General features: G+C 69.8%; 9 protein-coding genes, 1 tRNA gene and 1 pseudogene. 7 read left to right on the forward strand and 4 right to left on the reverse strand.

Annotated features, from left to right (window positions below; genetic code table 11):
• Positions 1-541, forward strand: a pseudogene (locus FV222_RS29505) (hypothetical protein); the annotation flags it as partial.
• A 102-nt stretch (positions 542-643) separates the two neighbouring features.
• Here FV222_RS29505 and FV222_RS09755 read toward each other — a convergent pair.
• Positions 644-988 carry a hypothetical protein gene (locus FV222_RS09755; protein ID WP_147761482.1) on the reverse strand — a complete coding sequence of 115 codons (345 nt, stop codon included), beginning with the start codon at positions 986-988 and terminating at the stop codon, positions 644-646.
• Positions 989-1,309: 321 nt separating this feature from the next.
• On the opposite strand from FV222_RS09755, the gene FV222_RS09760 reads away from it, so the two are divergent.
• Genes FV222_RS09760 through FV222_RS09770 form a run of 3 tightly spaced genes read left to right on the forward strand, consistent with a single transcriptional unit; the run spans position 1,310 to position 4,350 of the window.
• On the forward strand, positions 1,310-3,205 hold the full coding sequence (locus FV222_RS09760; protein WP_147814054.1) for a PAS domain-containing sensor histidine kinase: 1,896 nt from the start codon (positions 1,310-1,312) through the stop codon (positions 3,203-3,205).
• Positions 3,206-3,238: 33 nt separating this feature from the next.
• Complete coding sequence (locus tag FV222_RS09765; protein ID WP_147761591.1) at positions 3,239-3,952, forward strand: peptidoglycan-binding domain-containing protein; 714 nt, start codon at positions 3,239-3,241, stop codon at positions 3,950-3,952.
• Positions 3,953-4,008: 56 nt separating this feature from the next.
• A complete protein-coding gene (locus FV222_RS09770; RefSeq protein ID WP_147761480.1) occupies positions 4,009-4,350 on the forward strand; it encodes a DUF1491 family protein in 342 nt (113 codons plus the stop codon).
• A 2-nt stretch (positions 4,351-4,352) separates the two neighbouring features.
• On the opposite strand, the gene gltX is transcribed toward FV222_RS09770, so the two are convergent.
• Positions 4,353-5,696 carry a glutamate--tRNA ligase gene (gltX, locus tag FV222_RS09775; RefSeq protein WP_147761479.1) on the reverse strand — a complete coding sequence of 448 codons (1,344 nt, stop codon included), beginning with the start codon at positions 5,694-5,696 and terminating at the stop codon, positions 4,353-4,355.
• 337 nt (positions 5,697-6,033) lie between these two features.
• Here gltX and FV222_RS09780 point away from each other — a divergent pair.
• The 3 genes from FV222_RS09780 (at position 6,034) to FV222_RS09790 (ending at position 8,094) form a co-directional block, all read left to right on the forward strand.
• Positions 6,034-6,108 (forward strand) — tRNA-Val (locus FV222_RS09780).
• Between the two features lie 227 nt (positions 6,109-6,335).
• On the forward strand, positions 6,336-7,193 hold the full coding sequence (gene motA, locus FV222_RS09785) for a flagellar motor stator protein MotA (protein ID WP_147751068.1): 858 nt from the start codon (positions 6,336-6,338) through the stop codon (positions 7,191-7,193).
• 34 nt (positions 7,194-7,227) lie between these two features.
• Positions 7,228-8,094 (forward strand): flagellar motor protein MotB, encoded by an 867-nt coding sequence (locus tag FV222_RS09790; protein WP_147814056.1) that lies wholly within the window; start codon positions 7,228-7,230, stop codon positions 8,092-8,094.
• Between the two features lie 199 nt (positions 8,095-8,293).
• Here FV222_RS09790 and FV222_RS09795 read toward each other — a convergent pair whose 3' ends face one another.
• On the reverse strand, positions 8,294-9,217 hold the full coding sequence (locus FV222_RS09795) for a neutral zinc metallopeptidase (RefSeq protein ID WP_147814060.1): 924 nt from the start codon (positions 9,215-9,217) through the stop codon (positions 8,294-8,296).
• An 87-nt stretch (positions 9,218-9,304) separates the two neighbouring features.
• Positions 9,305-10,033 (reverse strand): uracil-DNA glycosylase (locus tag FV222_RS09800; RefSeq protein ID WP_147814058.1); only part of this gene is annotated, 729 nt, incomplete at its 5' end.

The following is a 10,033-nucleotide window of genomic DNA, read 5'->3' on the forward strand; positions in this document are numbered from 1 at the left end:
GCTCTACCTGCATGCCGACCCGATCCGGCGCGATGCGATCCGCGAGGCCATCGCCGCCACGGCGGCGCTTCGCCCCTGCCCGCCCCCGCCACGCGACCTCGGCGCGATGCTGCTCGGACTGTCCGCCGCCCACGACGTGCCCGGCTTCATCGCCGCGCTGTCCGACGGCCTGGGGCTACCGGCGAACTTCTTGCGCGCCGCGCCGGACCCGGGCTCGCGCTACGACCTGCTGACCCTATGCCTGCGCGCCGCCGACCTGCACGAGGAGGAGGCGGTCTACGTCTTCCTGACCCTCGACGAGGCGGTGTCGCGCTCGGCCGAGCGGGTGTTCGAGCTCGTCCGCCTGTTCCGCACCACCGATCGCCCGGCCGCCCGCGACCTGCTCTCGGCGATCCTCGACCGGCCGCTGCGCGAGCGCACCGCCACGGCCGACGCGCACCAGCCGCACCATGCGCCGGACACGGGCAAGGTCCGGGCAAGTGCCGTCGAACGGCCTGCCGCCCGCACGACCCTGCCGGGACGAGCGCGCAAGTCGTCTTGAAGCCCGCCCGGAGGTCGGTGACGAGCCGGGCCTTTCGCTTGCTGATGGGCCGCCGGCGTTAGAGCCGGCTTCGCGCGTCGCAGCTCAGTCCGCGCTGCGTCGTCAGTGCCCCTCCGCACCGCGCCAGGCGGCCTTGCGGTCGGAGTCCGCCAGGGTGTCGCGCGAGACGCTTGCCGTGCCGACGTGCCTGCCGAGCTCGGCCATGGCATCCTGCGCCAAACGCTGGCGGGACTCCGCCGGCAGTGCGCTCCAGGCCGCCGAGGCGGACCCGACCGTCGCGAGCACCGTCGATCCCGTCGCCAGGACCGTCGCAGCCGGATCGCGCACGGCCGCCGTCGCCGTCGCCGTCGCTGCGGGTCCGATCGCGGACGTCGAGGGCTGGTCGCGCGTCGCCGCGAAATAGGACAACGCGCCGATCACCAGGGCGGCTCGCAACAGGAACGACATAAACGGTGATCCGGACGGCGGACGGGTTGGACTGGCCGAGGGTGGCGCCGACTTCCTGAACCCGCCGTCAACTGAGCGCGGAAATCGGCGTCGATGGTGAACGAACCGCATTCGGGACGACGGCGCACAGTCACGGTTACGTTGTGGAAAGCATCCGGGTGATCGGAAGCCGGCGCGCAACACTCGTTTAAGCCGGGTCTGCGACGGTCGGCTCCTAGTCGTTCGTCACCGAACCGGGGGGCGCGAAGGCCGAGTATTTCCTGGGATGCCGCGTTGTTGGCTGCCCCGGGTCTTGGGTCTTGTGCGTTGCGCGTATCTGTCTTGCGTATTCAACACCGGCTGCCCGCGCTGCTCGACGCCCGCCTTGCGAGCTTCGTGCATGAATCCGCGATCGAGGACGCGGCCGTGCGCTTCCGCCACGAGCGCTTCCTGGTCTCGCGCCTCGCCACCGGCGCGGTGATGATGGCCGGGCTGCCGCCCTACCTGCTGTGGCGCGGCGTGCCCTCGGGCATCGAAGTCCTCGCCATCGCCAGCCTGTTCCTACCGGTCCTCGCCGCCGTCCTGCTCTCGCGCACCGGCTCGCTCTGGGTCGCTCACGCGGTCTCCTCCGCCGGCCTCACCGGGCTGATCGTCTGCCTCGCCGGGCTCACCGGCGGCGTGCAGTCGGCCGCGACCGTCTGGCTCGTGGCGATCCCGCTCGAAGCGGTGGTCTCCGGCTCGAAGCGGGCGACCGTCGCCGCGTCCCTGCTGGCGATGCTCGGCGTGCTCGGCGTCGCGCTCGCCGGCTCTTGGATCGTCACCAGCCCGACGGTCGCGCTCTCGGCCACCGTGGCGTTGCCGGTCTTCGCCATCACCGCCATCGGCCACGTCGCCGCGCAGGTGTTGGAGCAGATGCGCAACGAGGGCCAATGGCGCAAGCGCATGCGCGACAACGAGGCCCGGGACCGGATGCTGCTCGCCGCGATCGACGACCTCGTCACCTGGCACGACGCCAACGGCCGGGTGATCGAGGCGTCGGCCTCGGCCGAGACCCTCGTCGGCACCGACGCCCTGCGCCTGCGCGGCCACGGCCTGCTGGAGCGCGTCCACGTCGCCGACCGCCCCGCCTTCCTGCAGGCGATCAGCGATGTCGCGGCGTTGGGCAAGCCCGCCACGGTACAGCTGCGCCTCAACGTCGACCCGACCGCGCGGCGGCAGGACGGTGCGCGGCTGATCCATGTCGAGATGCGGGCGCACCGGATCGCGCAGGGTCCGTCCGGCCCGGTCGGCGTCGTCGCCGTGACCCGGGACGTGACCGAGCATCGCCGCCATGCCGAGGAACTGGAGCGGGCCCGCGCCGAGGCCGAGCGCGCCGACGAGGTGAAGAGCCGTTTCCTCGCCAACGTCACCCACGAGCTGCGCACGCCCCTGAACGCCATCATCGGCTTCTCCGAGGTGCTGGCCGGCGAAGGCGCGATGGTGCTCGGGCCGGAGCAGGCGCGGGAATATGCCGGCATCATCGGCGCCTCGGGGCAGCACCTGCTCAGCGTCGTCAACACCCTGCTCGACATGAGCCGGATCCAGAGCGGCAACTTCGATTACGCGCCGGAGACGGTGGACGCGGCAGCTCTCGTGCGCAGCTGCTGCGACTTGATGAAGCTCAAGGCCGACGAGGCCGGAATCGTCCTCGTGCCGACGCCCGCGCACGGCTCTATCGAGATCACCGCGGATTCGCGTGCCTGCCGGCAGGTGCTGATCAACCTGATTTCGAACGCGGTGAAGTTCACGCCCGCCGGCGGCCGCGTCGAGGTGGCGCTGCGCAGGACCGAGACCGGCCTCGACCTCGTCGTCTCGGATACCGGCATCGGCATCCGGGAAGCCGACCTGCCGCGGCTCGGCACGCCGTTCTTCCAGGCGGGGACCGGCGGCTACAAGCGCACCCACGAGGGTACCGGCCTCGGCCTGTCCGTGGTGCAGGGTCTCGTCGGCCTGCACGGCGGCGCCATGACGATCGAGAGCGCGCCGGATGCGGGGACGACCGTCACCGTCAGCCTGCCGAAGGCCTGCCGCCAGCCCGAAAGCGCGCTCGGCACCGCGCCGCTGACCGCCCGGGTGCGCACGACCCGCAATGCGCCAGCCACCGGCGCCGTCGTTCGCCTGCCGCTCGGCCTGTTCGACAGCGGGCCGACGGTGGTGCGGGAGCCCGACGAAGCCGCGCGCCTGCGCCGCGCCGGCTGATCCGAAACGCAACGGGGAGACAGAATGTCCGAGATGCGCGACCATCGCGAGATCACCGTCGCCGGCGAGGCCCGCAGCGCACGCCCGGCCAAGGCCGCCCGCCACCCGACACCACCTCGCGCAGCCATCACCGATGCCGACGCCTCGGAATGGCGGGTGATGCTCGGGGCCGTGGCCAGCGGGACCTTGCGCATGTGCCGGCGCAACCCCGGTACGCTGTTCGGCGGGGTGGTCGCGCTCGGCGCCGTGGTGATGGTCTCGATGAACGCGCTGGGCTACCAGACCGGCCGCCACCCGGCGCCGATCCTGCCGAAGATCGCGATTCGCCAGGACGCGCTTCGCCAAGACGCGCTACGGAAGGACCCGGTCCCGAAGGCTTCGCCGGACATGGCGGCCGAAGCCGCGCGGCCCGCCGAGCCGTCACGGCCGCCGGCCAAGACCGCCGAATCCGCCAAGCCTGCGAACCGGGATGCGATCGCCGACCTGATCCGGTCCGGCGAGACCACCGCCTCGGTCACGCCGAAGGCGGCCGCCGCAGCACCGAAACCGCAGCCCTCGGTGATGCAGGCGCAAAAGGCTCTGACGAAGCTCGGCTACGGGCCGCTCAAGGCCGACGGGCTGATGGGCGCCACCACCCGCGCGGCGATCGAAAAGTTCGAGCGCGACCGCAAGCTGCCGGTAAAGGGCGAACCCGCCGGCCGGACCCTGCGCGAGCTCGCCGCCCGCGCTGCCCTGCCCCCGGCCTGATTGCATCGCGGTCCGGCGCGGCGCATGCCCGGCGCGCATCCGCACTGGGAGGTCCCATGCCGCGCCTGCGCTCCGATTTCTGGGTCTCGGCCCACCTGAGGCGCCTCGCCGTCGAGGGCATCTCCGCGGTTCAGCGGCGGCGCGGGGCGGCGGAGGCGGGCGCGATCTTCGTCAAGGTCGATCGCCTCGACGGACGCGCCGACCTCTACGGGCCGGCGCCGCAGGCTTTGTTCGAGGGCGAGGATTCCGGCGGCCGCCGTTTCGTGGCGATGGTCACCGAGGGCACGCCGCTCGATGCCGAGGAGCGCCTGACCAAGGAGATCCGCTTCGATTCCGACCTGTGGATCATCGAGGTCGACGACCGCGAAGGCCGGCACCTCCTCGATCTCGCCGAATAGCCTCAGGCCGCCTCGCCCGCGAGTCGCCGCGCCGCACGATCGCGCCCGATCAGCGGCAGCAGGGCAGCCAGGTCCGGCCCGTGCTCCAGGCCGGTGAGCGCCAGGCGCAGCGGCATGAAGAGGGCTTTGCCCTTGGCGCCGGTCCGCTCGCGGATCGCGGTGGTCCAGGCCTTCCAGGTCTCGGGGCCGTAGGGCTCGGGCGGCAGCGTCGCCAACGCCGCGTCGGTCACGACGGCGTCCGCGATCACCGGCGCGACCGGCCCGGCCACCACCTGCCACCAGTCGCGAATTTCGGCGATCCGGTGGAGATTCGCCCGCGCCGCCAGCCACAAAGGTTCGGCGATGCCCGCCGGGATGCCGAGCGCGTCCAGGCGCTCGGCGGCGTCCGCGAACGGCATCTCGTGGAGGATGCGAGCGTTGAGCCCGTCGAGTTCGTGCGGATCGAACTTGGCCGGCGCCCGGGAGATGTGGGCGAGGTTCACGAGCTCGGCGAGCGCGTCCATCGTCGCGACCGCGCGCACAGCCTCGGCCGAGCCGTTGAGCACGGCGAGCGAGCGCACGGCGGCCGGCTCGTAGCCCGCCTCGCGCAGCGACCGCAGCGACAGGTGGCCGAGGCGCTTCGACAGCCCCTCCCCATCCGCCGTCGTCAGAAGGTTGTGGTGACCGAAGACCGGAAGCGCAGCCCCCAGGGCCTCGAAGATCTGCACCTGTACGCCGGTGTTGGTGACGTGGTCCTCGCCACGGATCACGTGGGTGACGCCGAGGTCGGCGTCGTCGACCACCGAGGGCAGCGTGTAGAGGTAGCTGCCGTCGGCGCGCACCAGCACGGGGTCGGAGAGCGAGGCGCAATCGACGTGCGCCGTGCCGCGGACGAGGTCGTCCCAGGCGACCGCCCGCGGCTCGAGCTTGAAGCGCCAATGCGGGATGCGGCCTTCCGCCTCCATGGCGGCGCGCTCGTTGTCGCTCAGCGCGAGCGCCGCGCGATCGTAGATCGGGGGTAGGCCGCGGCCGAGCTGGCGCTTGCGCCGCCGCTCCAGCTCCTCCGGCGTCTCGTAGCAAGGATAGAGCCGGCCGAGCGCCTTCAGCTTGTCGGCGGCGTCGTCGTATACCGCCGTCCGGTCCGATTGGCGGGCGCGCAGGTCCGGCACGATGCCGAGCCAGGCGAGGTCCGTCTCGATCGCCTCGGCGAAGGCCTCGGTCGAGCGTTCGCGGTCGGTGTCGTCGAGCCGCAGCAGGAAGCGACCGCCGTTCGCGCGGGCGAAGAGCGCGTTCAGCAGCGCGGGCCGCGCGTTGCCGATGTGGAGGAAGCCGGTGGGCGACGGCGCGAAGCGGACAAGAGGAGCCATGGCGGCGTCTTAACCTCCAATTGCCCCTCTCCGCCACAGCCCGACCGGGATGTCGCGCGTAGACGGCGGAAACACGTGGCGACGGATTGCGCGGTCGGCGACGCTTCCAGGCAGCCGGAACCCGGCGTTCCTTGGATGGGGCGCCGCGGCGGCCGACAAGCGCGGAGCGGAAATCCGGCCGGAACCGGTGCGGTCGTCGATGTCGATCGGTGATCGCATCGGTTCTGCAGCTTGACGCCACCGCGCAGCCGGCCCTAGAAGGCCCTCGTTCCGGGATCGACGGCGTCAGCGCTGGTCGATCGGGATCGCGGCGGCCCAAGGGCTCGCCGCGCGGGATGGACGGTTAGCACAGCGGTAGTGCGTTCCCTTCACACGGGAAAGGTCGCAGGTTCGATCCCTGCACCGTCCACCATTTCCTCTTAGATCAGTTTGGCCGCTCGTCCGACCTACGTTGTCGTGCGCCGAAGCCACCGAACCTTGTGTCTCAGCCCTCACAGGTGGTTGGGAGGCGAGCGCTGCGTTGCCCGATCCAGCCTCCGGCCAAAGCGCGAAACCCGCCATTAACCTTCCTCGGTGATTTGTCGGATCGTTAACGGCTTCGCGCGGGCTGTCCCTGCTGCCGGCCAAGGATGGCACATCATGCGGCTGATCGTCGGCACCCTGATCGTCTTCGCCTGCGTCTTCGGCAGCTATTCGGCGATGGGCGGCCACCTCGAAGTGCTTTGGCAGCCGTTCGAGTTCGTCATCATCCTCGGTGCGGCGATCGGGGCCTTCATCATCGGCAACACCGGGCCGGTTCTCAAGGCCGTGCCCGCCATGTTCGGCACGCTCGTGAAGGGGCCGAAATACAACCAGCAAGCCTATGTCGAGCTTCTGGGAATGCAGTTTTCCTTGTTCAAGCTCGCGAAGCAGAAAGGCCTGATGGCGCTCGAGCCGCACATCGAAGAGCCGAGCGAGTCGACGCTGTTCAACGCCTTCCCGACCTTTGCAGCCAACCATCACGCGGTCGAATTCGTCTGCGACTACATGCGGATGGTGACGCTGGGCGCCAACAACGTCCACGAAATCGATGCGCTCATGGATGAGGAACTCGAGACGCACCACCAGGAGCAGGAGCGTATCGTCTCGGCCATGCAGTCGCTCGCCGACGGTACGCCCGCGCTCGGCATCGTCGCCGCCGTGCTCGGCGTGATCAAGACGATGGGGGCGATCAAGGAGCCGCCGGAGGTGCTGGGCCATCTGATCGGCGGCGCGCTCGTCGGCACCTTCTTCGGCGTCTTCGTCGCCTACGGCTTCTTCGGGCCCATGGCGCAGTCGCTCAAGAGCCTCTTCGAGGCGGAGTCGAAATACTACGTTTCGCTCAAGGCTGGTCTCCTTGCCCACATCGCCGGCCAGCCGCCGGTGATGGCGGTGGAATTCGCCCGCAAGGCCTTGATGAGCGACGTCCGCCCGACCTTCAACGAAGTGGAAGCGGCGACCGCCGCCCTGCCCGCCTAGATCTGACCCCATCTCGAGAAGGGACGCGACGATCATGGCGCTCCAGCCGATCATCATCAAGAAGGTCAAGAAGGCCGCGCACGGGCACCACGGCGGGGCCTGGAAGATTGCCTACGCGGACTTCGTGACCGCCATGATGGCGTTCTTTCTGTTGATGTGGCTGATTAGCATGACGACGCAGGAGCAGAAGGCCGGTTTGGCAGAATACTTCGCGCCGGCGGCTTTGAGCCCCGCTACCAGCGGCGCTGGCGGAATGCTCTATGGTACCTCCCTCGATACGTCGGGCAACAAGCCGTCCACGCCCCGCGAGAAGGCGACGGGTTCAGCCGAGCAGGATGAGAGGGCGCGCCCGACCAGTGCGGGCGGCGCCAGCGACCTCGATGCCAGGCGCCCGGCCGCCAGCGTGCAGCCCAATTACAGCGCCATGGCCAGCCTGCGGCAGGCGCTCCAGAAGATGCCCGACATCGCCGAGCTGTCGCGCAACATCGTGATCGAGCCGACCAAGGAGGGCGTGAACGTCTCCCTCGTGGACGACGACGGCCGTTCCATGTTCCGCGAGGGTTCGGTCGACCCCCACGAGCGGACCCGTCGCGTGCTGGAAGCGCTGGCGCCCGCCCTGCGCCGGCTACCCAACCGCCTGTCCATCACCGGCTACACGTCCGCCACCCGCCCGGGTTCGGCGCGGGCCGGCGAACCCTGGAACCTCACCGCCGGGCGTGCGCTCGCCGTACGCGAGATTCTGTCGGGCGCCGGGGTTCCCAACGAGAACTTCGCGTCGGTGGTGGGACGCGCCGACACCGAGCCGGTCTTCCCCGACAACCCCTACATCGCCCCGAACCGGCGGGTGACGGTCACGCTGCTCAATGCGAGCCCAGCGACGCCCCCGAACATCCTTCGCTGACGGACGAGCCGCATCGCCTCTGTTGAATGCTCGGCCCGATAGGACCGAACTGATCTGGGCACGGCGTCCACGGTGCGGTGCCATGCCTCGACCACCACTCTGAAACCTGATCTTCAGCCACTTTCAGTGTGGAACCACCGGCTCGCTGCGAACGAAGAGCGACCAAGCCTCACGTCCCAAGACAAAATTCCGGCAACGCTCAGTTGTTGGCGGTACGGAACGTGTCGCAGGACTTCGTCTGGCCGCTCTTATAGCCGTTCATGAACCAACGTTGGCGCTGCTCGGACGAGCCGTGCGTGAACGAGTCCGGCACTGCGTAGCCCTGGCTCTGCTTCTGCAGCTTGTCGTCTCCGATCGCGCTGGCCGCGTTCATTGCCTCGTCGATGTCACCCTGCTCCAGGGAATTGTACTTGTCGTTGGAGTTCTTGGCCCAGACGCCGGCGAGGCAATCGGCCATCAGCTCGATGCGGACGGAGAGCGCGTTCGCGTCGCGCTTGGACGAGGCCTGCTGCTGGCGGGCCTGGACCTTGCCGAGGATGCCGAGGACGTCCTGCACGTGATGGCCGACCTCGTGCGCGATGACGTAGGCGTAGGCGAAGTCGCCCTTCACACCGAACTTCTGCTCCATCTCCTTGAAGAAGCCGGTGTCCAGATAGACCTTCTTGTCGAGCGGGCAGTAGAACGGACCCATCGCCGCCTGGGCCGAGCCGCAGCCGCTGCGTGTGCCGCCGGTGTAGAGCACCATCGTGGTCGGGGTGTACTGCTTGCCGGTCTGGTTCGGGAGGATCTGGCTCCAAACGTCCTCGGTGTTGCCCAAGATCTTGGAGGCGAAACGGCCGCTGTCGTCGGTCGGCGCCGTCTTGCGCCGCGTCTGCGTCTGCGTCTGCGTCTGCGGGTCGGCCTGCTCCTCGCGCTGGCTGCCGCCGCCGCGGGTCATCTGCTCGGCGCCGCCCATCAGGATCGCCGGATTGATGCCGGTGACCCAGCTGATGATCAGGATCACGACGATCGCGCCGATGCCGAGCCCGCCGGCACCGCCGCCCGGAAAGCCCATCCCGCCGCCGCCGCCTTCGCCGCGACGATCCTCGACGTTGTCCGAACTCCGAAAATCGTCCCAGCGCATAATTTCGACCGCCACTCGTTCTCACGACGCCGTTATCGCGAGTCGCAGGGTAATGACACAGGCCGAGCGAGGGTTCCGCTCGAACGGTCAAGCTTTTCCGTCGAGGGCGGCGCGCAGCAACCGAAAATCCCGCCAGGCGAGCCGCTTCTGCATCGGCTGGCGCAGGAGGTAGGCCGGGTGGAGCGTGGCGAGCGCCCGCACCGTGCGATGGGGCATCGCGTAGGGGTAGAACCGCCCGCGCGCCTTCAGGATGCCGTCCTTGGTGCCGGTGATCGCCTTCGTCGCCGGGCTGCCGAGGCAGACGATGATGTCGGGGTCGGCAAGCTCGATCTGCCGCTCGAGGAACGGGCGGCACACGGCGAGCTCCTGGATCGTCGGCTCGCGGTTACCAGGCGGGCGCCACGGCACCACGTTGGCGACGTAGGCCATCGTGCGGTCGAGGCCGATCGCCGCCATCATCCGGTCGAGCAGCTGGCCCGAGCGGCCCATGAACGGCTTGCCGACCCGATCCTCGTCGGCGCCCGGCGCCTCGCCGATGAACATCAGCTTCGCGGCGGGATTTCCGTCGGAGAAGGCGAGGTTCTTGGCCGTGAAGCGCAGCGGGCACCCGTCGAAGTCCGCGAGCAGCGCCTCCAGCTCCGCGAGCGTCCCGACCTCCCGGGCCCGGGCCCGGGCATCGGTGGCGGCTTCCTCGGGCTTGGCCGACGCAGATTGTCCGTAGGTGCGGGGCGGTGACGGCGCCTTCTCCGGTGCCGGCGGCGCCTCTTTGCGGGACGACACCGCGTCGCGCGGCGGCAATGCGCGGCGCGCGGCCTC

It is taken from the genome of Methylobacterium sp. WL103 (assembly GCF_008039885.1).
Taxonomy (GTDB): Bacteria; Pseudomonadota; Alphaproteobacteria; order Rhizobiales; family Beijerinckiaceae; genus Methylobacterium; species Methylobacterium cerastii.

Bases quoted from the DNA above. Each gene is read 5' to 3' on its own strand.
- FV222_RS09755 (WP_147761482.1), bottom strand. From the start codon at position 988: ATGTCGTTCCTGTTGCGAGCCGCCCTGGTGATCGGCGCGTTGTCCTAT.
- FV222_RS09765 (WP_147761591.1), top strand. From the start codon at position 3,239: ATGCGCGACCATCGCGAGATCACCGTCGCCGGCGAGGCCCGCAGCGCA.
- FV222_RS09770 (WP_147761480.1), top strand. From the start codon at position 4,009: ATGCCGCGCCTGCGCTCCGATTTCTGGGTCTCGGCCCACCTGAGGCGC.
- gltX (WP_147761479.1), bottom strand. From the start codon at position 5,696: ATGGCTCCTCTTGTCCGCTTCGCGCCGTCGCCCACCGGCTTCCTCCAC.
- motA (WP_147751068.1), top strand. From the start codon at position 6,336: ATGCGGCTGATCGTCGGCACCCTGATCGTCTTCGCCTGCGTCTTCGGC.
- FV222_RS09790 (WP_147814056.1), top strand. From the start codon at position 7,228: ATGGCGCTCCAGCCGATCATCATCAAGAAGGTCAAGAAGGCCGCGCAC.
- FV222_RS09795 (WP_147814060.1), bottom strand. From the start codon at position 9,217: ATGCGCTGGGACGATTTTCGGAGTTCGGACAACGTCGAGGATCGTCGC.